Genomic DNA, 19,505 nt, shown 5'->3' on the forward strand with positions numbered 1-19,505 from the left:
CCGGAAGGGTAGCCTGACTTTGCAGGCTAGCAAGATAACTCCTTTCCGCCGCCAGCGTGCAGGATCGGACGTTAAGCTTGCGCAAACTCGACGTATCAAGCCGTCCGAATCATCTTGCCGCTCTGTCGACCGACCTGATCGCGAGACGACGTGGTCGTAGCGGGATTGGGCGGCTCATATCCGGCACACTCACTTACCCCCAGATCACCTCGCCGCCGTCACGGGATCAGGCGATTCTCTTAAGTGATTTTGTGCCGAGTTGGCTAAAGCCAAACCCGGCGCTCGGCCATCGCCCGCCAGCCAGAGCAAACCCTGGACACGGCGCCGGATCAGATGTCGACCTGAGAGCCCATGACCACGAGCCGGAGCTCGGGCAGGGCGAACCGCTCCGCCGGGCTCGCGGCGTTGTTGGCCAGCGCGAGGAACAGGCGCTTACGCCACATTCGCATACCGGGCGACCGGGTCACCTGCAACGTCACCCTCGACAGGAAGTACGACGCCTGGTCCGGGTCGATGTCCAGCTCGGCGTTCGCGCCGTCCGACGCCAGGCGGCGCAGTGCCGCCGGGATGTCCCGGTCGTCCTGGAAGCCGTACCTGAGGGTGACGTGCACGATCCCGTCGTCCCGGTAGCCGAGATCGTCGATGGCGGCGCGTTCGGCCACCGGGACGTGCGGGACGTTCTCGTCCACGGTGGAGACGATCACCACGTGCTCGTGGACGACCCGGTTGTGCTCGACGTTCGCGCGCAGCGCGAGCGGCGTGGTCTCCTTCGTCGGGTGCGGGAAGACCGCAGCGCCGGGCACGCGGACGACGTCCGACCCGCGGAGGGTCCCGATGAACTCCGGCAGCGGGCCCTCCTTCGCCGTACGGCGCTCGGTGACGATCTCGCGGCCCCGCTCCCAGGTCTTCATGATCGTGAACACCGACAGCGCGATCAGCAGCGGCAGCCAGCCGCCGTGGGCGACCTTCGTCAGGTTGGCCGCGAAGTAGGTGACCTCCGCGCCGCCGATCACGACCGCCACCACCACGAGCTTCCACGCGGCCCAGCCCCAGTGCGCTCGCGCCACCACGAGGAACAGCACGGTGGTGATGATCAGAGTGGCGGTGACCGCCACCCCGTACGCCGTCGCGAGGCGTTCGGAGGAACGGAAGCCGAGCATCAGGCCCAGCACGCCGACGAACAGGATCCAGTTGACGGCCGGCACGTACACCTGCCCGACCTCGCGCGGCGACGTGTGCCGGATCCGCAGGTACGGCAGGAACCCGAGCCGTACGGCCTGACGTGACACCGAGAAGGCGCCGGTGATCACCGCCTGGGAGGCGATCACCGTGGCGAGCGTCGCCAGGACGACCATCGGCACCCGCGCCCAGCCGGGGAGAAGGAGGAAGAACGGGTTCGCGGTGCTGTGCGGGTCGCGCAGGATCAGTGCACCCTGGCCCAGGTAGTTCAGCGTCAGCGCGGGGAAGACCACCGCGAACCAGGCACGCCGGATCGGCCGGCGGCCGAAGTGGCCCATGTCCGCGTACAGCGCCTCGGCACCGGTGATCGACAGCACCACCGCACCCATGGCGATGAACGCGACGTACGGGTGGTCGATCACGAACGCGCCCGCGTACGTCGGCGACAGGCCCGCGAGGATGCCGGGACGCCGCACCACCTCCTGGACGCCCGCGACGGCGATCGCCAGGAACCACAGCACCATCACCGGCCCGAAGAAGCTCCCCACCCGGTGCGTGCCCCACCGCTGCGCCACGAACAGCAGCGTCAGGATCGTCGCCGCGACCGGGACCACCACGTGGGACAGGCTGGGCGTGGCCACCTTCAGGCCCTCCACCGCCGACATCACCGAGATCGCCGGCGTGATGACGCTGTCGCCGTAGAACAGCGAGGCGCCGAACACCCCCAGCGCCATGACGGCGGCCGCCCTGCCGCGCACACCGCCGAGCACCCGGCGTACGAGGGCGGCGAGCGCCATCACCCCGCCCTCCCCGTCGTTGTCGGCGCGGAGGATGAAGACGACGTACTTCACCGACACGATGAGCGTGACCGACCAGAACACCAGCGAGATCACGCCGTAGACGTCGCCGCTCGTCGGGCGCACCGCCCCGTGGTCGATCGAGAACACCGTCTGCAGGGCGTACAGCGGGCTGGTGCCGATGTCTCCGTACACGACACCGAGCGCGCCCAGCATCAGCGCCAGCTGCCCGGCGGCGCCCCCGGACGCACCGGGACGAGAGCCGTGCGGCGCCTTGGCGGAAGAAGCGCCGGTGACGTGCGCGGAATCAGTCATGGTGCCTACCTAACCGGACGGCCCGGCGCCCACCCACCAGGGGGATGCCTGGTCGCGCACATCGCCCATACGCGCGGGTGGCCGACACAGGCCGCGTACTAGGTCGAGTCGATCATTCACGGTAAGGTCCGCTTGGGTCTTTTTGGGGCGTGTGTGTAGCGGGGGGAAGCTAATGGCGCATTGGGTCCGCCGTGCGGTCACATGGATGGCCGCCGTGGTGCTGATCGGCGCGGGTATCGGGTATGTCGGCACGGGCCAGGCGGACGCCGCGTTCAACCCGCAGGCCGGCCCGGTCTTCAACGATCCCGAGGGCGACACGGCCGCGCAGTACGCGATCATGCAGCAGATCGAGAACAACATCGACACCGCGCCCAAGGGCTCGGTGATCCGCGCCGCGTTCTACAGCATCAATCTGGGCGACTTCGCCGACAAACTGATCGCCGCCCACAAGCGCGGCGTCTACGTCAAGGTCCTCATGGACCAGCACGCCAAGAACTCGATCTGGTCGCGCCTTGTCTCCGAGCTGGGAAGCAAGGTGAGCACCACGAGCGCCAGCAGCTACGCGGCGCTGTGTTACGGCGGGTGCGTCGCGCACCATTACACCAGCGGGGCGCCGTCGGCCTACCTGCACACGAAGTTCTTCCTCTTCTCCGGCGGCGGAACGCGCACGGTGACCCTCTCCAGCGCGAACCCGACCGACACGCAGGCCGAGGTCGCCTCGAACAACAGCTACACCGTGGTCGGCAACACCGGCCTCTACAACGCCTACGTCAAGACCTTCACCGACATGACGAAGGGCGCGGCGGGCACGTACAAGCCCAATTACTACTGGACGTACGGCTCGAACCCGAAGGCGTACTACTGGCCCAAGGCCAGCGGGGCCAGTGACACGATCCTGGGCGTGCTGCAACTGGTCACCTGCTCCAAGACGTACCCGAGCCAGGTCCGCGTCGCGATGTTCGAGTGGACCGACAACCGGCTCTCGCTCGCCAAGCAGCTCGCCGGCATGGCGTCCAAGGGCTGCAAGGTCACCGTGGCGTACACCAAGAGCCAGGTCTCCTCGTCGGTCCGGTCCACGCTGGCCGACTCCAAGATCGACGTACGGGACACCACCCACGGCCAGGGCGCCGACGGATACGCCGAGCACTACACGCACGACAAGTATCTGCTGATCGACGGCAGGTACAACGGTGTGAGCGGGCAGAAGATCGTCATAACCGGCTCGGCGAACTACACCGCCAACGCTCTGTACCACAACGATGAGTCGGACATGAAGGTCACGAACTCGTCGGTGTACGCCTCCTACCTGGCGAACTTCAACGACCAGCTCTCGGCGATCCCGGCGATCACCGCGAAGCAGCGGGCCCTCGGCGAGAAGCCCACGATCCCGGTCAACCCGGAGGAAGCCGCCGACAGCTAATCGCGAGTCGTCGCCCGCCGGTAGCGGAGCTCCGGGCGGCCGACCTGGCCGTACTGCGGCGATCGTTCGGCGTAGCCGTGGTCGACCAGGTACTCCAGATAGCGGCGGGCGGTGACGCGTGACACGCCCGCCGCTTTCGCCGTCGCCTCGGCGGTGACGCCCTCCTCGGTGCGGAGCAGGATCTCCCGTACCGACTCCAGCGTCGGCGCGCTCACGCCCTTCGGCAGGACGGACCCGGCGGGGCTGCGCAGAGTGGCGAGCGCGCGGTCCACCTCGTCCTGGCCGGCCGCCTCGCCCGGCCGGCCGAGCGTGGAGTGGAACCGGGCGTAGCGTTCGAGCTTGGCGCGGAACGTGGCGAACGTAAAGGGCTTCAGCAGGTACTGCACCACGCCGACGGACACGGCCGAGCGGACCGTGGCCAGGTCACGCGCCGAGGTCACCGCGATCACGTCGGCGAGGTGGCCGGCGGCGCGGAGGCGCCGGCATATCTCCAGGCCGTGGCGGTCCGGCAGGTAGAAGTCGAGCAGGATCAGGTCGGCCGGTCGCCGGTCCAGCACGCGGAGCGCCTCGGCGCCGGAGTGGACCACGTCCGCGACGGCGAAGCCGGGCACCCGTTCGACGTACTGCCGGTGCGCCTCGGCGGCGAGCCGGTCGTCCTCGACGACGAGGACCTCGATCATGCGTTCACCTCCTCGTGCAGCGGGAGCGTGACGGTGAACACCGCTCCGACGTCCCGGTCCACGTCCACGCGCCCGCCGTGCCGGGCGGCCGCCTGGGCGACGAGGGCGAGGCCCAGCCCCCGGCCGGACGGGCGATCACCGGGCTTGGTCGACCAGCCGCGCCGGAACACGTTTCGTACGGCGTCGCTCTCGACGCCACGGCCGGTGTCGGCGACCCGGAGGACGAGCGCGCCGGCGTCGGTGCGGACGGTGACGAAGACCCTCGGGGGGCGGGTTTCGCCGTCGGCCGCCGCGTCGATGGCATTGTCGACCAGGTTCCCCAGAATCGTCACCAGCTCGCGCGCCTCGAGATCGTCCGGCATCGCGTCATCGTCGACCCGGGTGTCGGGCGTGACGACGAGTTCGACGCCCCTCTCGTTCGCCTGCGCGGCCTTGCCGAGCAGCAGCGCGGCGAGCACCGGCTCGGCGACCGCCTCCATCATCTGGTCCGTGAGCCGCTGCGCGATCTCCAGCTCGGACGTGGCGAACGCCACGGCCTCGTCGGTACGGCCGAGCTCGATGAGGGAGACGACGGTGTGCAGCCGGTTGGCGGCCTCGTGCGTCTGCGAGCGCAGCGACTCGGCGAACCCGCGCACGGAGTCCAGCTCACCGCTCAGCGCCTGCAGTTCGGTGTGGTCGCGAAGGGTGACGACGCTGCCGAGGTCACGGGTGCCCGAGGTGACGGCGGACTTGTTGACCACGACGACGCGGTCACGGGTCAGATGGATCTCATCGACGCAGGTGGTGTCACCCGACAGCGCCTCGGTGAGCGCCTCCGGGAGTCCCAGGTCGGTCACGTGCCGGCCGTCCAGGTCGGCGGGCAGACCGAACAGCTCGCGCGCGCCGTCGTTGGCCAGGACGATGCGATGGTCCGGGCTGAGCAGCAGCAGCCCCTCCCGCACGGTGTGCAGGGTCGCGTGGTGGTACTCGTACATCCGGCTCAGCTCGGCGGTGCTCATCCCGTGCGTGTGCCGCCGCAGCCGCGCGTTGGCCAGGTAGGTGCCCGCGCCGCCGACCGCGAGGGCGAGCACGGCGACCGCGACCAGCGCCAGTACTTGGGCCCTGACCTGCGCGCTGATGGTCCGTACGGTGATCCCCACGCTGACCAGCGCGACCACCTGGTGCCGCGGGCCGAACACCGGGGTCACCACGCGGACGGACGGCCCGAGCGTCCCGGTGTAGGTCTCGGTGAACGTGTGCCCGGCGAGCGCCCGCTCGGTGTGGCCGAGGAAGCGCTTGCCGATCATCGCGGGGTTGGGGTGGGTGTAGCGGATGCCGTCCGGCCTCATGATCGTCACGAATTCCACACCCGTGTCGCGCTGGACCTGGTCGGCGTACGGCTGGAGCGCCCCGGACGGGTCGGCGCCGGCCACGGCCATGGCCGTCGTCGGCGCGTCCGCGATGCCGGCCGCCGCGGCGGTGACCTGGTGGCGGGCCGCGTCGACCGTGCTGCGCTCGGCCTTCACCGAGGCGAGGCCGGCACCGCCGGTCACGACGACGGCGACGACGATCGCCTGCATGAGGAAGAGCTGTCCCGCCAGGCTGCGACGCCGGTGTCCTGGGGATAGGTGGCGCATCTCGTCAGTGTGCCCGCTGTCCGCGTTGCCCGTTACCGGCGCGTGAAGGCGGATTTCGATGAACGTAATGAACGAAAACGTGACCTGAGTCACTGAACGCCGCATAGTCCTTGCAGCTTTCGGGCCGATGACACCGGTGACCGAGCGCCGGTGACACCGGTGACCGAGCGCCGGTGACACCACGAGCAAGGAGATCGGATGTCCGCCGCAACCGCGCCGATAGAACCGACGGGACCGCGTCCCCGCAGACGACGCGACCGTACGCACTTCCTCTACCTCGCGGTGGTCACCGCGGTGATCGTCGGCGTCGTGGTGGGCCTGGCGGCGCCGGGCTTCGCCACCGAGCTCAAGCCGCTCGGCACCGGGTTCGTGAACCTCATCAAGATGATGATCAGCCCGATCATCTTCTGCACGATCGTGCTGGGCGTGGGTTCGGTCACCCGGGCCGCGAAGGTCGGCGCGGTCGGCGGCCTGGCCCTGGCCTACTTCCTGACCCTGTCGACGTTCGCGCTGGCCATCGGCCTCGTCGTCGGCAACATCCTGCATCCCGGAGCCGGTCTGCACCTGACGGACGCCGCGCGGCACGCCGGCCACGAGCAGGTCGGCGAGGGCAGCACGGGGACCGTCGACTTCCTGCTCGGCATCATCCCGACGACGCTGGTGTCGGCCTTCACCGAGGGGCAGGTGCTGCAGACGCTGCTCATCGCCCTGCTCGTCGGGTTCGGTCTGCAGGCGATGGGCGAGACGGGCCGGCCCGTCCTGCGCGGGCTGGAGCACATCCAGCGCCTGGTGTTCCGTGTGCTGGCGATCATCATGTGGGCGGCCCCGGTCGGCGCGTTCGGCGCGATGGCGGCCGTGGTCGGCGCGAGTGGCGTCGACGCCCTGAAGGGCCTCGTGATGATGATGGTGGCCTTCTACCTCACCTGCGTGCTGTTCGTGGTGGTCGTGCTCGGTCTCCTCCTGTGGGTCGTGGCGCGGGTGAACCTGTTCTCGCTCCTGCGCTATCTCGCCCGTGAGTTCCTGCTCATCCTGTCCACCTCGTCCTCGGAGAGCGCGCTGCCCCGGCTCATCGCGAAGATGGAGCATCTGGGCGTGAGCCGGCCGGTCGTCGGCATCACCGTGCCGACCGGATACTCCTTCAACCTGGACGGCACGGCGATCTACCTGACGATGGCGTCGCTGTTCATCGCCTCCGCGACCGACGCCCCGCTGTCGATCGGCGAGCAGATCTCGCTGCTGCTGTTCATGGTCGTCGCCTCCAAGGGCGCCGCCGGGGTGACCGGCGCCGGCCTGGCCACACTGGCCGGGGGCCTGCAGTCACACCGGCCCGCACTCGTCGACGGGGTCGGCCTCATCGTCGGCATCGACCGGTTCATGTCCGAGGCGCGGGCGCTGACGAACTTCGCCGGCAACGCGGTCGCGACAGTGATCATCGGCAAGCTGACCGGGGAGTTCGACCGGGACCGGGCGCGGCTGGTGCTGGCCGGGCGGAACCCGTTCGACGAGACGACACAGCTGGACGACGCCCCCTCGGGGCCGGACACCGCCCGCGGCTCGCGGACCGGCGGCTCACCCGCCGTCGCGGGCGCGGACGCCTGAGTCTCCGCGACGCCCTGCGGCGTCGCGGAGACGGTGGAGGATCTCCTCCAGGATCGGCCGGGACGTGGCGAAGTTCAGCCGCGCGAACCCCTCGCCGCCCGGCCCGAAGGCCGGACCGGAGGAGAGCAGCACCCGGGCCTCGTCGAGGAAGTACGCGGCTGGGTCCGGGCCCGTGCCGAGGCCGCGGCAGTCGAGCCAGGCCAGGTAGCCCGCCTCGGGCGGGTGGTAGCGGACGCCGGGTGGGAGCGCCTCGGCGACCAGCGCGCGGTTGCGGGTCAGGGTCGCCCGCGCCTCGGCCAGCCAGTCGTCGCCGTCGTGCCAGGCCGCCAGCGTCGCGAGGACGCCCAGCGCGCTCACCTGGCCGAACAGCAGCGGCGGCTGGGCGGCCAGCGCCTCGCGGACCCGGCGGTCGCCGACGTGAGCGACCGAGCAGCGCACGCCCGCGACGTTGAACGCCTTGGTCGCCGAGGTGAGCGTGACAGTACGGGCGGCGGCCTCGGGACCGAGCGAGGCGAACGGCACGTGCCGGTGCGGGTCGTGGACGAGCTCCGCGTGGATCTCATCCGCGATCACGAGCAGGTCATGCCGGTCCGCGACCTCCGCGATCGCGGCCAGCTCGTCGTGGCGGAACACGCGGCCGGTCGGGTTGTGCGGATTGACCAGCACCAGGGCACGGCAGCCGTACCGGGCGACGTCCTCGGCCAGCCGGCCGGCGTCGAAGCCCCAGCCGTCCTCGCCCTGGACCATGGGGATCGGGACGAGCCGACGGTCCATGTCGGTGAGCGTCTCCAGGAACGGCGGGTACGTCGGCGTGTGCATCGCGACGGCGTCACCGGGGCGGGTCGCGACGTGCAGGACCGCCTGCAGCCCCTGAATCAGCTCGGTGAACTCCCGCACGTGACCGGGGTCGACGGCGAGGCCGTACCGCCGCCGCATCCGTTCGGCGTACGCGGCCCGCAGCGGGTTGCTCTCGGGACGGTCGTCCCAGGCGGGGTAGCCGAGGTCGTCCAGACCCCGCACGAGGGCCGCCCGGACGGACGGCGGGGGCGGGAAGTCCATGTCCGCGATCCACGCGGGGATCACATCCGGCGCGACGTGGCTCCACTTCACTCCCGGGCGCCGCCGCAGCCCGGCCAGGTCAAGGTCGTCGAACACCTGACAAATCCTACGAAGTGCGGTTTCGGCGGATCGCCACGGCCGCCGCGAAGGTGAGGGCGGCCAGCACGCAGTACGAGACGGGGTACCCGCCGGCCAGGCGGGCGAGGAGGGCGCCGCCTCCGGGAGCCAGCGCGATGGCGACCGTGATCGGAGCGGTGAAGACGCCGTTGACGTGGCCGAACGCACGGGTCCCCCAGCGGTCGGCGACCGTCGTGGCCTGGAGCAGCGTGTACATGCCGCGTGCGGCGCCCGCGAGGACGGCGACGGCGATCAGCGCCGCCCCCGGGCCGGGGAGGACGCCCAGGACGACGATGGTGGCCGCCCCGGCGGTCAGGATGACGGCGGCACGGCCACGCGGGGCGGTGCGGGCGGCCAGCCGCGGGTAGCCCAGCCGCCCGAGCACCTGGCCCGCGCCGCAGAGGCCGAGGGCGACGGCGGCCAGGTGGGTGCCCATCCCGTCCGAGGTGAGCAGCGGCACGAGGTTCACGGTGGCGGCGTAGGACCCGAACGCAGCGCAGGTCATCGCGGCCGTCAGCACGACGAACGGCCCGCTGCGGACGACCGCCCGGGCGTGGGCGTCCCGCTCGGACGAGGCGCCGCGGGCCCGGCCGTGCCGCCACGGCGGGGTCAGGCACAGGGCGTGCAGCGGGACGGTGACCATGCCCAGGATCACGGCGAGGGCGAGGTAGGTGCCGCGCCAGGTCAGGTGGTCCAGCAGGAGGGCGGTCAACGGGGCGAACACCGTGCTGGCGAAGCCGCCCGCCAGCGTGACCGCGGTGAGCGCGCGCACGCGGTCGGGACCGTACCAGCCGGTGAGCGCGGTGAAGGCGGGCTGGTAGAGCACGGCCGACTGGGCGAGGCCGGCGAGAACCCAGGCGGCGAAGAAGAGCGGCAGGTTCGGCGCGGCGGCGATCGCCACGACGGCGGCGACGCCGGTGACCGAGCCGGTGGTCATGACGGTACGGGGACCGTGGGCGTCGATGAGCCGGCCGACGAGAATGCCGGCGAGGGCGGAGACGATCGCTCCGGCGGAGAAGGCCGCCATGGCGGTCGCGGTCGACCAGCCCGTGTCGCGGGTGAGCGACGACAGCGTCACCGGAAACGCGTAGTACAGCACGCCCCAGCTGGTGACCTCGGTGACGCACAGGCCGATCAGCACGCGTCGCGGCGGCCTCGGTCCCGTGGCCCGATCCGCCGCCGTCTCCGTACGCAAGCTGAACCGCGCCATCCGCCTCCATGACCGCCGAAGACCAGAGGGGCCGAAAGTCCCGCGAAAGCAGGGTCTGTGGGCTCTCTGCCCTTCTTTCAATTTCCCGCACGCTTGGGGAGGAAAACAGGAGGTCGGTCATGCACATCATCCCTGGGCCCCGGTACGTGCTCGTCGGGTTCGACGGGTCGCCCAACTCGACGGTGGCGCTCCGGCGCGCGGCGGAGGAGGCACGCCGGCGCCACGCCCGTCTCGACGTCGTCCGTGTCATCCCACGCGACGGTGGCCCGCTGCGCGGCCCGAAGGCGTGGCTCCGGCTGCGTGAGGAGGTCGCGCGCCTTCTACCGCGCACGCAGCACGTCTCCACCCGGCTGCGCATCGCCCGGGGCGAGCCCGGCGCGCAGCTGGCCCGGCTCGCGGATCGCGCGGAGGTGCTCGTGGTCGGCTCGCGGCTGAACTCCCGGCACGGCGCGCTGTTCGGCGGCGACACCGTGCCCGCCGTACTGTCGAACGCGCGCTGCCGCGTCATCGTCTGTGAGGACGGCGCGGAGAACTGACCGCCGCCGGGAGTTCGTGGTCGAACTGCGGGTAGGCGTCCGGCCGCGCCTACCCGCACGGACGTGATGATCGGCCTGACCCCGGTCCCTCAGCTGAATCGCGCGAGGAGGTCGCGGCCGGGAGAGGCGTGGAACCGCAGGACGAGGATGTCGTGGACGGCGACCGGTATGGTCGCACCCCATGTTCCTCGGCCTTCCCGTACGGTGATGTGGCCCAGTTCGACCGCGCGGCCCTCGCGCGTCGTGAGATCGACCTCGTACGTACCCGGCCGGCGTGCCGCGGTCATCGTGACGAAGACCCACGAGGGTGATCCCTGGTAGGCGAACACGTACCCTTCCGGTGCCGCGGTGGCCGCCCCGACCACGGGAACGGCGCGCAGGTACTGGCCGTGTGCGACGGCGAGCGTCCTGCGGTAGGCGTCGGCGATCCGGCGGTCGCTCTCGGTCCGGTGCCAGACCGCGTCCCCGGACAGACCCGCGGACAGCGTCGCGACGAGAATGATCGAAGCGGCCAGGAGGATCGCGTTGCGCAGGCGCCGGGGCCGCTGCCGGTGCAGCATGGGCTTCAGTACGGAGGCCTCGAAGCCGGCGGGTGGCTGGCGTTCCGGGGCGAGTTGGAGCAGTTCGTCGATCAGCGCGGTCTGCACTTCCAGCTCACGGTGGCACCGCCTGCATACGGCCAGGTGGCGCAATGCCTTGGCGCGGTCTTCCGCTGGAGCGACGCCTGCGGCCAACTCCGGGAGGACCTGCCGCGTCTCTTCGCATCCCGAGCGGTCAGTCATTGGTCACCCCCAAGGCCACACGGAGTTTGGCGAGCCCTCGGCGGAGCCGGGTCTTGGCGGTTGCCAAGGGTATGTGCTCGCGGTCGGCGATCTCGACCGCGGTCAGGCCGTAGAACACCGAAAGCACGATCGGCGTACTCTGCTCGGGCGGGAGTGCGCGCAGAGCATCGCGGAGTTCCTCGGCGTCTTCGTACGTGACCGAGGGCTGGTCGGCGTGCTCGCTGGTGGTCAGCCTGCTCAGTAGGAGATGCGGATCGACGGGTCGTTCCCCGCGCAGGCGCATCGCGTCGACCGCCAGGTTCCTCGTGATCGTGAGCAGCCATGTGATCGCACGGCCTTTGCGGGGGTCGTAGGCGTCCGCATACCGCCATGCGCGGAGGAACGCCTCCTGCGCGATCTCCTCGGCTATCGCCGACGATCCGACCAGCGCGACGGCCAGGCCGAAGACACGCGCCTGATATCGCCGTACGAAGATGGCCGCGGTCTCCGCGTCCCCGGCGGCCATGCCGGCGAGCAGCGACTCATCTGAAAGTTCCCACATGTGGGATACGGACGCCGAGCCCGAAAGGGTTCACCGAGAAGCGAATCCTTTCCGTCAGCCGCTCCGTATTACCGGTGACACAGGCAACCGCACCGAAGGACGGATCCGTGGCGACGTACATCAAGATGCTGACGGCGACCGGCCTGGCCTGCACGGTCCTCGGACTGAGCGGGTGTGGCCCGGACTCACAGGCCTCAAGCGGGAACGCGGGCAAGCCCACGCTTTCGATCCAGGCGCCGAGCGACGGGGCGAACGTCGAACTGCCCATCACGCTGAAGTTCACCACCAGCGAGGACATCGGCCCGACCGACTCGGGCAAGGACCACGTCCATGTGTTCGTCGACGGCAAGACCAACGAGTACACGGTCGTGACCTCGACGACCTACCAGATCAAGAGCCTGCCGATGGGACGGCACATCATCGGCGTGACACTCCAACACGCCGATCATTCGCCGGCGGGCGCCAGCGCTCAGGTCAGTGTGAACGTCACCGGCGGCAGCAGCGGCGGCGGCTCCAGCGACTCCACCGGCGGCGGGAACGGCGGTTATGGTTACTGACCGGGCGGCGCCCGGTGTACGTCGCGACGTCGTCGAGCGGTACACACGCCGGACACGGTGGTTCCACGCCGGCGTCTACCTCACGACTCTTCTCCTGCTGGCGACCGGCTGGTGGCTGCTCCTCGGACAGGAGGGCCGTCCCAGCCCGCTGTCTCGGCTGCTGCACATGCCGGACACGACCGTGCACAAGGACGTTGGCTGGGCGCTGGTCGCACTCGCCGTCGCGGGCCCCGTCCTGGGCATACGGGCCACACGGACGTTCATCGCCGAATCGGTACGGTTCCGTACGGGCGACACACGGTGGTTCCTCAGATGGCCGTCGGGCGTTGTGACGGGACGGTTCACCCGGCACGAGGGACACTTCGATCCCGGGCAGCGAATCGTCAACCTCCTCATGGCCGCCGGGATCTTCGCCCTCATCGGAAGCGGTGTCGGCCTCGTCGTCCTCCACGGCGGTCCGGCGTTCGCCGTGCTGGCGCGCGTGCACAAGTGGGCGACCTACTTCTGCACGCCCCTCATCGCCGCGCACATCCTCATCGCCGCTGGTGTCCTCCCCGGCTACCGCGGTGTGTGGCGGTCGATGCACATGGGCGGCCGCCTCGACGCCCGGGTGGCCCGCCGTCTGTGGCCCGGCTGGCTCGAACGGACACACGACCGTTCTGAGCCACGAAGCCGGCGATGAGCTGCCCGTTCCGGGAAGACACCGGTGTTTACGTACTCGGCGCCCTGCCCCCTCAGGAACATCTGCGGATGAGAATGCACCTCAAAGACTGCCACTCATGCCAGGTCGATGTCGCGGACCTGCTGGCGGTACTCCCGATTCTCCGCAACACGTCCCCGGCCTTATGGTCGCATTCATGCCGCGCGCTCTTCATCGACTGGTCGCTGAACAACTGACGGCATGAACAGCCCGTGGGTTTCCGGCGGATCACCCGAGAACGTGGCTCCGGGCCGGCGGACGCGTCGGCCCGCCCGAGGGTCAGCGCGGGCCGACGCGGACGCCCGACGCGTGCCGCACCGGAATGCGGAGCGCGGGGGCCCGCCCCGGCGGCCCGGAACAGGGTCGCGGGACCGGGCCGCCGGTGAAGACGGCCCGGCCGATGACCGTGACGGACCATCCGACCATCGTGTGCGGGTCGACGTCGTCCGCCTGGAAGGCCACGATGCTGCCGCCGATCGCCGCGCCGAGCGTCGCCTCCGCGTGGACCGTGACCACGTCGCCGTCGAGGGCGAAGGTCACCGGGGTGACGGCGGGCAGCGCCCGGTCCGTGTGGACGATCCGCCCGATCGGCACGGTGGCCAGCAGGGCCAGGCACTGCTCGCGGCTGAAGGTTCCTCCGCCCGCGGTGGAACTCATGGTCTCTCCAGATGGGGAAAGAGGGAGCGGCACTTCTCGCCGCTCCCTCATTTGTCGCTGCCTGCGGGCCGCTACCTCAGGACGGGGAACCGCCGGGCGAGGCGGGTCCGGCTCCACCGGCGGCCGAAACCGAGCGTGTCTCCCGCGCCGACGAGGGCCAGGCCGACGATGACCAGCGCGTAGATGAGGTGGTCGTCCATGAAGACGTTGCTGTCCGGAGGGAGGACGACGCTCCACATCATGACCAGCATGACCACGCCCGCTCCGGCCGCGACGCGCATGCCGACGCCCAGGAGCAGCGCCGCACCGATGCCGGCGAGGCCGAGCATGAACAGCCAGTCGGCCCAGGCGGCACCGGCGATGGAGTGGTAGAAGCCCTTGAACGGCCCCGCCGCCGAGAACTTCAGGAATCCCAGGGTCGGGTGGCCGCCGTGGATCCACGCCTGCTTGCTCGCCGTGCTGTGGCCGAGGCCGAACAGCTTGTCCGCGAACGCCCAGAAGAACACGAAGCCGAGGGACAGCCGGGTGATCGCCCACACGTAACGGACGGCGGGCCCGCCGGTCCGGGGCAGGACCGGGTCCGTACGGTGAACGGTCGGGTGAACGGTGCGGGGGCGCGCTGTCCGGGAGTCGGTGGCGGACATCTCTTCACCTCTTTCGCGCCGGAGCGTTTCCGGCTGCCCTCACCTAACGCCACGGCGGCCGAGGCGCCGCAGAGGCGAAAGCAGGGACGCGCGCGGGACCTTCGTCCCGCTCCGGACCATCGCGGCGCGGCGGCGCGCCGCGGTGTCAGGTCGTGAGCGGTACGCGCCATTCGAGGACGGTGCCGCCGGTGTCCCCGGAACGGACGTCGAAGGTGCCCCCGAGCCGTCGCGCGCGGTCGTCGAGGTTCGCCAGGCCGCTGCGCCGGCCGTCGCCGGTGAGGCCCACCCCGTCGTCGGCGACCCGCAGCAGCACGTCGGAACCGGCGGCCACGGTCACGTCCACCGTCGAGGCGTGGGCGTGGCGCGCGGCGTTCGAGAGGGCCTCGCGCAGCACCGCGACGAGGTGGTCGCCGACCGTGTCGTCGACGATCGTGTCCAGCGGCCCGTCGAACCGCACCGCGGGCGCGAACCCCAGGCTCTCGCGAGCGCCGTCGATGACGCCGAACAGGCGGGCCCGCAGGGCCGGCTCGTCATCGGCCGAGGCCTGCAGCGCGAAGATGGTCGAGCGGATCTGCCGGATGGTGTCGTCCAGGTCGTCGACGGCCCGCTGGACGCGGACCGCGACGTCGGGCTTCTTGGTGATCTTGATGGCGCTCATCAGCGTCATGGCGATGGCGAACAGCCGCTGGATGACCGTGTCGTGCAGGTCCTTGGCGATGCGGTCGCGGTCTTCGAAGACGACCAGCCGCTCGACGTCCCGGCGGCGTTCGGCCAGCTCCAGCGCGACGGCCGCCTGCGCCGCGAAGGTCTCCAGGAGCCGTCGCGTGGGTTCGGCGAACGGCAGCCTGCCCGGCACGTTGGCGACCGACACCACACCGCGCGCGGCCGTTCCCGCGCCCAGCGGCACGACCAGCACCGGCCCCAGCGGAACGCCGGTCGCGATGCCGGACGGGCGGGCCTCCCCGTCGGCGCCGGGCGACGCCAGCGACGTGCCCGTACGGTAGACCCGCCCGGCGAGCGTGTCGTCGAGCGGTGTCCGCCGGCCTCTCAGCTCGTCGGCGTACCGGCCGTCGACCGCCTTGACCGCCAGCTCCTCCTCCGCCTCGTGCGCGAGCGCGACCGTCGCGAGGTCGGCGTCGCAGATCGCGCGGGCCCGCCGGACCACCAGGTGCAGGACGTCGTCCGGATCGGTGCCCGACAGCAGGGCGGTGGACACCTCCGCGTTGGCCTCCAGCCAGCGTTCGCGGCGACGCGCCTCCTGGTAGAGCCGGGCGTTCTCGATCGCCACGCCGGCGGCGGTGGCGAGCGCCGAGACGACGCTCTCGTCGTCCTCGTCGAACTCCTCGCCGTCGGTCCGGTCGGTCAGGTAGAGGTTGCCGAACACCGCGTCGCGCACCCTGATGGGGACGCCGAGGAACCTCCGCATCGGCGGATGGTTCGCCGGGAAGCCGGAGGACTCCGGGTGTTCGCTCAGGTCGGCCAGCCGGATCAGCTGCGGCTGCTTGATGAGCAGGCCCAGGATGCCCAGGCCGTGCGGCCAGTGGTCCAGGGCGTCGATCTGCTCCTGCGTCACCCCGACCGTGATGAACTGGACCAGCCCGTCGTCCTCCCCGATCACGCCGAGCGCCCCGTACCGGGCGTCCACCAGCGTGGTCGCCGCCTCGACGATGCTGCGCAGCACGGTCTCCAGTTCGAGGTCGCGGCCGATGGACACGATGGCCTCGAGGAGCCCGTGCATCCGGTCACGGGTGGTCAGCACGGTCGCGAGCCGGCTCTGCAACTCGGTGAGCAGGTCGTCGAGCCGCAGCTGAGGGAGCACCGGGCGAGCGTGATCCTCGTCCGGCCGGTTGGGGACAGACACGGGGGCCGCCTTCCTCTCACGCCGGGTCTCCCATTGTCCCGGTCTTTCCGGCCGCCGTACCGTCGAGGCCATGACCACCCCCATCAAGGTCTTCCTCCTCGACGACCACGAGGTCGTACGGCGCGGGGTCGCGGCGCTGCTGGAGTCCGAACCCGACATCGAGGTCGTGGGCGAGGCCGGCACCGCGGACGGCGCGCTGGCCCGGATCCCGGCCCTGCGCCCCGACGTCGCCGTGCTGGACGTACGGCTGCCGGACGGCGACGGCGTGAGCGTGTGCCGGGAGCTGCGGTCCCGGATGCCCGAGCTCGCGTGCCTGATGCTCACCTCCTTCTCCGACGAGGAGGCGCTGATCGACGCGGTGATGGCCGGGGCCGCCGGGTACGTGCTCAAGCAGATCCACGGGTCGGACCTGGTCGGCGCCGTCCGTACGGTCGCGGCCGGCCAGTCGCTCCTCGACGCGCGCAGCACCACGCTGGTGATGCGGCGCCTCCGCGAGCGCCCGCGCAAGGATCCGCTCGCGTCCCTGACCGAGCAGGAACGCCGGATCCTCGACCTGATCGGCGACGGCCTGACCAACCGGCAGATCGGCGAGCGCCTCTTCCTGGCCGAGAAGACCGTCAAGAACTACGTCTCCAGCATCTTCACCAAGCTCGACCTCCGCCGCCGCACGCAGGCCGCCAGCCTCATCACCCGGCTCCGGGCATCCGAGTCCCCCACGCCCTCGGAGGAGTGAACGCCGGAAGGCACTCCCGCGACGGGACCTTCGTCCCTCACCTCTTCCGGCCGCCGGATGGTGGGCTTGGTCATAGCCCGGTCGGGATCACCGTGCCCGGGTAGGCCACTGGTCTGACGCCGAGATGAGGAGAGTCCCATGCTCACCGATGAGGAGATCCGGCCGATCGACGCCTGGTGGCGTGCGGCGAACTACCTGTCCGCGGGCCAGATCTACCTGCGTTCGAACCCGCTCCTGCGCGAGCCGCTGCGCCGGGAGAACATCAAGCCCCGGCTGCTGGGGCACTGGGGCACCTCACCCGGCCTCAACTTCTGCTACGCGCACCTGAACCGCGTCATCACCGCACACGACCTGGACATGATCTACATCATGGGGCCGGGGCACGGCGGGCCGGCCGCGGTGGCGAACGCGTGGCTGGAGGGCACCTACTCGGAGGTGTACCCGTACGTGTCCCAGGACGCGACCGGGATGCAGCGGTTGTTCCGGCAGTTCTCCTACCCCGGCGGCATCCCCAGCCACGTCGCGCCCGAGACTCCGGGCTCCATCCACGAGGGCGGCGAGCTCGGCTACGCCCTCGCACACGCGTACGGCGCGGCCTTCGACAACCCCGACCTGGTCGTGGCCTGCATCGTCGGCGACGGCGAGGCCGAGACCGGGCCGCTGGCGACGAGCTGGCACTCCAACAAGTTCCTCGACCCGGTGAAGGACGGCGCGGTCCTGCCGATCCTGCACCTGAACGGCTACAAGATCGCCAATCCCACCGTGCTCGCGCGCATCCCGGAACACGAGCTGGAAGCGCTGCTGGAGGGGTACGGGCACCGCCCGATCGTCGTCTGCGGCGACGAGCCGGCGGCGATGCACCGGCGGATGGCGGAGGCGCTGGACGAGGCGATCGGCGAGATCCTCGCGATCCGGCGTCGCGTACGGGAGACGGGGACCGCCGAGCGGCCGCGGTGGCCGATGATCGTGCTGCGCTCCCCCAAGGGCTGGACCGGGCCGGAGGTGGTCGACGGGCTGCCGGTCGAGGGCACCTGGCGCGCCCACCAGGTGCCGCTCGCGGGCGTACGGGACAACCCGGCGCATCTGGCGCAGCTGGAGACGTGGCTGCGGTCGTACCGTCCCGAGGAGCTGTTCGACGCCAGCGGGCGACCGGTCGCGGGCGTGCTCGCGCCCGCGCCGGCCGGCGACCGGCGGATGAGCGCGAACCCGCACGCGAACGGCGGCCTGCTGCTGCGCGACCTGGAGCTGCCGGACTTCCTCGCCTACACCGTCGCGGTCGACGCGCCCGGCACCAGGTCCACCGAGCCGACCCGCGCCCTCGGGGCGTACCTGCGCGACGTCGTCGCCGCCAACCGGGACAACTTCCGCATCACCGGCCCGGACGAGACGGCCTCGAACCGGCTGTCGGCGGTGTTCGAGGTCACCGACCGGGTGTGGAAGGCCGACGTCCTCGGGGTGGACGAGCACCTCGGGCCGCACGGCCAGGTCATGGAGGTGCTGAGCGAGCACCTGTGCCAGGGCTGGCTGGAGGGCTACCTGCTGACCGGGCGGCACGGCCTGTTCAACTCCTACGAGGCGTTCATCCACATCGTCGACGCGATGTTCAACCAGCACGCCAAGTGGCTGGAGACCACCCGGAAGATCCCCTGGCGGCGGCCGATCGCGTCGCTGAACTACCTGCTGTCCTCGCACGTCTGGCGCCAGGACCACAACGGCTTCACCCACCAGGACCCCGGCTTCCTCGACGTCGTGATGAACAAGAAGCCCGAGATCATCCGGGTCTACCTGCCGCCGGACGCCAACACCCTGCTGTCGACGATGGACCACTGCCTGCGCTCACGCGACTACGTCAACGTCGTCGTCGCGGGCAAGCAGCCGGCGCTCGACTGGCTGTCGCCCGAGGACGCCGTGCTGCACTGCACCCGCGGCATCGGCATCTGGGAGTGGGCCAGTGTGGATCGCGGCACGGACCCGGACGTCGTGCTCGCCTGCGCGGGCGACATCCCCACGCTGGAGACGCTCGCCGCCGCCGACCTGCTCCGGCGGCACTTCCCCGACCTGCGGGTCCGGGTCGTCAACGTGGTCGACCTGATGCGTCTTCAGCCCGACACCGAACATCCCCACGGGCTGTCCGACCGGGAGTTCGACGCCATCTTCACCGTCGACCGGCCGGTGATCTTCGCCTTCCACGGCTACCCGTACCTGATCCACCGCCTCACCTACCGGCGCCACGGCCACGACAACCTGCACGTCCGGGGCTACAAGGAGGAAGGCACGACCACGACGCCGTTCGACATGGTCATGCTCAACGACCTCGACCGGTTCCACATCGTCATGGACGTCATCGACCGGGTGCCCTCGCTCGGCGGCCGGGTGGGGAACGTCCGGCAGGAGATGGCGGACGCGCGGCTGCGCGCCCGCGCGTACACCCGGGAACACGGCGAGGACATGCCGGAGATCTCCGGCTGGACCTGGCCCACCACCGCCTGAGAGGAGAGCACG

Annotated in this window: 18 protein-coding genes and 1 pseudogene; 8 read left to right on the plus strand and 11 right to left on the minus strand. The window is 70.8% G+C overall.

Going from position 1 to position 19,505, the window contains the following annotated elements; all coding sequences use genetic code 11:
- Window positions 1-329 precede the first annotated feature (329 nt).
- Window positions 330-2,291 carry a potassium transporter Kup gene (locus ABEA10_RS19775; protein WP_345465758.1) on the minus strand — a complete coding sequence of 654 codons (1,962 nt, stop codon included), beginning with the start codon at window positions 2,289-2,291 and terminating at the stop codon, window positions 330-332.
- Window positions 2,292-2,496: 205 nt separating this feature from the next.
- Here ABEA10_RS19775 and ABEA10_RS19780 point away from each other — a divergent pair, with 205 nt between their 5' ends.
- On the plus strand, window positions 2,497-3,711 hold the full coding sequence (locus ABEA10_RS19780) for a phospholipase D-like domain-containing protein (RefSeq protein WP_345465760.1): 1,215 nt from the start codon (window positions 2,497-2,499) through the stop codon (window positions 3,709-3,711).
- Here the strand turns inward: ABEA10_RS19780 and ABEA10_RS19785 are convergent.
- The gene (locus ABEA10_RS19785) at window positions 3,708-4,391 is read right to left on the minus strand and encodes a response regulator (protein ID WP_345465762.1); all 684 of its coding nucleotides are present in this window, start codon (window positions 4,389-4,391) and stop codon (window positions 3,708-3,710) included. The genes ABEA10_RS19780 and ABEA10_RS19785 overlap by 4 nt on opposite strands.
- Complete coding sequence (locus ABEA10_RS19790) at window positions 4,388-6,007, minus strand: sensor histidine kinase (protein ID WP_345465764.1); 1,620 nt, start codon at window positions 6,005-6,007, stop codon at window positions 4,388-4,390. The genes ABEA10_RS19785 and ABEA10_RS19790 overlap by 4 nt, the downstream gene beginning before the upstream one ends.
- Before the next feature lie 198 nt (window positions 6,008-6,205).
- Here ABEA10_RS19790 and ABEA10_RS19795 point away from each other — a divergent pair, with 198 nt between their 5' ends.
- On the plus strand, window positions 6,206-7,606 hold the full coding sequence (locus tag ABEA10_RS19795) for a cation:dicarboxylate symporter family transporter (protein ID WP_345465766.1): 1,401 nt from the start codon (window positions 6,206-6,208) through the stop codon (window positions 7,604-7,606).
- On the opposite strand, the gene ABEA10_RS19800 is transcribed toward ABEA10_RS19795, so the two are convergent.
- Together ABEA10_RS19800 and ABEA10_RS19805 are read right to left on the minus strand one after the other, a co-directional pair.
- A complete protein-coding gene (locus ABEA10_RS19800) occupies window positions 7,577-8,761 on the minus strand; it encodes a MalY/PatB family protein (RefSeq protein WP_345465768.1) in 1,185 nt (394 codons plus the stop codon). The two genes, ABEA10_RS19795 and ABEA10_RS19800, sit on opposite strands and share 30 nt — an antisense overlap.
- Window positions 8,762-8,771: 10 nt before the next feature.
- On the minus strand, window positions 8,772-9,992 hold the full coding sequence (locus ABEA10_RS19805) for an MFS transporter (protein WP_345465770.1): 1,221 nt from the start codon (window positions 9,990-9,992) through the stop codon (window positions 8,772-8,774).
- A gap of 119 nt (window positions 9,993-10,111) precedes the next feature.
- On the opposite strand from ABEA10_RS19805, the gene ABEA10_RS19810 reads away from it, so the two are divergent.
- Window positions 10,112-10,528 carry a universal stress protein gene (locus ABEA10_RS19810; protein WP_345465772.1) on the plus strand — a complete coding sequence of 139 codons (417 nt, stop codon included), beginning with the start codon at window positions 10,112-10,114 and terminating at the stop codon, window positions 10,526-10,528.
- Window positions 10,529-10,617: 89 nt separating this feature from the next.
- Here the strand turns inward: ABEA10_RS19810 and ABEA10_RS19815 are convergent, their stop codons facing one another.
- From ABEA10_RS19815 to ABEA10_RS19820, 3 genes and pseudogenes are all read right to left on the minus strand, one after another.
- Window positions 10,618-11,175 carry a hypothetical protein gene (locus tag ABEA10_RS19815; RefSeq protein ID WP_345465774.1) on the minus strand — a complete coding sequence of 186 codons (558 nt, stop codon included), beginning with the start codon at window positions 11,173-11,175 and terminating at the stop codon, window positions 10,618-10,620.
- A gap of 24 nt (window positions 11,176-11,199) precedes the next feature.
- A pseudogene (locus ABEA10_RS51185) lies at window positions 11,200-11,310 on the minus strand (zf-HC2 domain-containing protein); the annotation flags it as partial.
- A complete protein-coding gene (locus ABEA10_RS19820) occupies window positions 11,303-11,851 on the minus strand; it encodes an RNA polymerase sigma factor (protein WP_345465777.1) in 549 nt (182 codons plus the stop codon). The pseudogene ABEA10_RS51185 and the gene ABEA10_RS19820, both read right to left, overlap by 8 nt.
- 107 nt (window positions 11,852-11,958) lie before the next feature.
- Here ABEA10_RS19820 and ABEA10_RS19825 point away from each other — a divergent pair, with 107 nt between their 5' ends.
- From ABEA10_RS19825 to ABEA10_RS51190, 3 genes are read left to right on the plus strand one after another with little or no spacing between them, the layout of a single operon-like run.
- A complete protein-coding gene (locus tag ABEA10_RS19825) occupies window positions 11,959-12,408 on the plus strand; it encodes a hypothetical protein (RefSeq protein ID WP_345465779.1) in 450 nt (149 codons plus the stop codon).
- Window positions 12,398-13,090, plus strand: a complete 693-nt coding sequence (locus tag ABEA10_RS19830) for a cytochrome b/b6 domain-containing protein (RefSeq protein ID WP_345465782.1) — start codon at window positions 12,398-12,400, stop codon at window positions 13,088-13,090. The genes ABEA10_RS19825 and ABEA10_RS19830 overlap by 11 nt, the downstream gene beginning before the upstream one ends.
- A complete protein-coding gene (locus tag ABEA10_RS51190) occupies window positions 13,087-13,305 on the plus strand; it encodes a zf-HC2 domain-containing protein (protein WP_425550927.1) in 219 nt (72 codons plus the stop codon). The genes ABEA10_RS19830 and ABEA10_RS51190 overlap by 4 nt, the downstream gene beginning before the upstream one ends.
- Window positions 13,306-13,387: 82 nt before the next feature.
- Here the strand turns inward: ABEA10_RS51190 and ABEA10_RS19835 are convergent, their stop codons facing one another.
- From ABEA10_RS19835 to ABEA10_RS19845, 3 genes are all read right to left on the minus strand, one after another.
- Window positions 13,388-13,765: a pyridoxamine 5'-phosphate oxidase family protein gene (locus ABEA10_RS19835; protein ID WP_345465784.1), complete on the minus strand. Its 378-nt coding sequence runs from the start codon at window positions 13,763-13,765 to the stop codon at window positions 13,388-13,390.
- A 71-nt stretch (window positions 13,766-13,836) separates the two neighbouring features.
- On the minus strand, window positions 13,837-14,409 hold the full coding sequence (locus ABEA10_RS19840; protein ID WP_345465786.1) for a hypothetical protein: 573 nt from the start codon (window positions 14,407-14,409) through the stop codon (window positions 13,837-13,839).
- 145 nt (window positions 14,410-14,554) lie between these two features.
- Complete coding sequence (locus ABEA10_RS19845; RefSeq protein ID WP_345465788.1) at window positions 14,555-16,228, minus strand: sensor histidine kinase; 1,674 nt, start codon at window positions 16,226-16,228, stop codon at window positions 14,555-14,557.
- A 112-nt stretch (window positions 16,229-16,340) separates the two neighbouring features.
- Here ABEA10_RS19845 and ABEA10_RS19850 point away from each other — a divergent pair, with 112 nt between their 5' ends.
- Complete coding sequence (locus ABEA10_RS19850; RefSeq protein ID WP_345465790.1) at window positions 16,341-17,003, plus strand: response regulator; 663 nt, start codon at window positions 16,341-16,343, stop codon at window positions 17,001-17,003.
- Window positions 17,004-17,141: 138 nt separating this feature from the next.
- Window positions 17,142-19,493 (plus strand): phosphoketolase family protein, encoded by a 2,352-nt coding sequence (locus tag ABEA10_RS19855; RefSeq protein WP_345465792.1) that lies wholly within the window; start codon window positions 17,142-17,144, stop codon window positions 19,491-19,493.
- Window positions 19,494-19,505: the final 12 nt, after the last annotated feature.

The organism is Actinoallomurus oryzae (assembly GCF_039541955.1).
Lineage (GTDB): Bacteria > Actinomycetota > Actinomycetes > Streptosporangiales > Streptosporangiaceae > Actinoallomurus > Actinoallomurus oryzae.

Excerpts from the sequence above, each read along its gene's own strand:
- ABEA10_RS19820 (WP_345465777.1), bottom strand. The coding sequence starts at position 11,851 with ATGTGGGAACTTTCAGATGAGTCGCTGCTCGCCGGCATGGCCGCCGGG.
- ABEA10_RS19790 (WP_345465764.1), bottom strand. The coding sequence starts at position 6,007 with ATGCGCCACCTATCCCCAGGACACCGGCGTCGCAGCCTGGCGGGACAG.
- ABEA10_RS19795 (WP_345465766.1), top strand. The coding sequence starts at position 6,206 with ATGTCCGCCGCAACCGCGCCGATAGAACCGACGGGACCGCGTCCCCGC.
- ABEA10_RS19780 (WP_345465760.1), top strand. The coding sequence starts at position 2,497 with ATGGCCGCCGTGGTGCTGATCGGCGCGGGTATCGGGTATGTCGGCACG.
- ABEA10_RS51190 (WP_425550927.1), top strand. The coding sequence starts at position 13,087 with ATGAGCTGCCCGTTCCGGGAAGACACCGGTGTTTACGTACTCGGCGCC.
- ABEA10_RS19775 (WP_345465758.1), bottom strand. The coding sequence starts at position 2,291 with ATGACTGATTCCGCGCACGTCACCGGCGCTTCTTCCGCCAAGGCGCCG.
- ABEA10_RS19785 (WP_345465762.1), bottom strand. The coding sequence starts at position 4,391 with ATGATCGAGGTCCTCGTCGTCGAGGACGACCGGCTCGCCGCCGAGGCG.
- ABEA10_RS19830 (WP_345465782.1), top strand. The coding sequence starts at position 12,398 with ATGGTTACTGACCGGGCGGCGCCCGGTGTACGTCGCGACGTCGTCGAG.
- ABEA10_RS19810 (WP_345465772.1), top strand. The coding sequence starts at position 10,112 with ATGCACATCATCCCTGGGCCCCGGTACGTGCTCGTCGGGTTCGACGGG.
- ABEA10_RS19840 (WP_345465786.1), bottom strand. The coding sequence starts at position 14,409 with ATGTCCGCCACCGACTCCCGGACAGCGCGCCCCCGCACCGTTCACCCG.
- ABEA10_RS19850 (WP_345465790.1), top strand. The coding sequence starts at position 16,341 with ATGACCACCCCCATCAAGGTCTTCCTCCTCGACGACCACGAGGTCGTA.
- ABEA10_RS19835 (WP_345465784.1), bottom strand. The coding sequence starts at position 13,765 with ATGAGTTCCACCGCGGGCGGAGGAACCTTCAGCCGCGAGCAGTGCCTG.
- ABEA10_RS19805 (WP_345465770.1), bottom strand. The coding sequence starts at position 9,992 with ATGGCGCGGTTCAGCTTGCGTACGGAGACGGCGGCGGATCGGGCCACG.
- ABEA10_RS19855 (WP_345465792.1), top strand. The coding sequence starts at position 17,142 with ATGCTCACCGATGAGGAGATCCGGCCGATCGACGCCTGGTGGCGTGCG.